The sequence below is a fragment of the Xenorhabdus yunnanensis genome (assembly GCF_028598805.1).
Lineage (GTDB): Bacteria > Pseudomonadota > Gammaproteobacteria > Enterobacterales > Enterobacteriaceae > Xenorhabdus > Xenorhabdus yunnanensis.
In genome coordinates this window covers 1-509 of sequence record NZ_JAQRFI010000224.1, presented here as the reverse complement: position 1 = coordinate 509, position 509 = coordinate 1, and the positions used below count along the sequence as shown (strand labels likewise).

The window sequence follows — 509 nt, the reverse complement described above, 5'->3', positions numbered from 1 at the left end:
ATAAGGTGTGGGAAGAGCCGGAAAACAGCGGGATCTACAAGGTGGAAGTCAAGGCTGGTGATAAAACCGGTGCATGGAAAATCACCACCAAAGTAGAGGGCAAGCCACTGGAAACGCCGACGGAAATTACCTTTGGCGCGTCAAAAGCTGACCTGGTTGATCTGGACAAATCTGCGTTTATTCCGGAAAAAAGCGAACTGCCCAATGAAGGGGATACCACGGTTATTAAGCTGAACCTGAAAGATATTAATGGTCACCCTATTACCGGGGCAGAGAACAGCATCAAGTGGATCGAGGATAACCACGAGCTGTATGGCAAAGGTAATATGCCTTCCTATGGTCAGGCCAAAGAAGTGCCACCGGGCAGTGGCATTTATGAAGTTCCGGTCACCGCTGGGGCGAAAAAAGGCAAATGGACACTGACACCGGAAGTGTTCGGCAAGCAGATGAAACACCCTGCCACTATTACTTTCGGGCAATCACTGGCGGATATCCTCGATCCCAGCAGC

The 509-nt window shown here is 50.3% G+C and carries 1 protein-coding gene; it reads left to right on the top strand.

Features of this window, described 5'->3' with window-relative positions; translation table 11 throughout:
- The coding region (locus tag PSI23_RS23725; RefSeq protein ID WP_273557039.1) for an Ig-like domain-containing protein at nt 1–509 on the top strand (509 nt) is incomplete at both ends.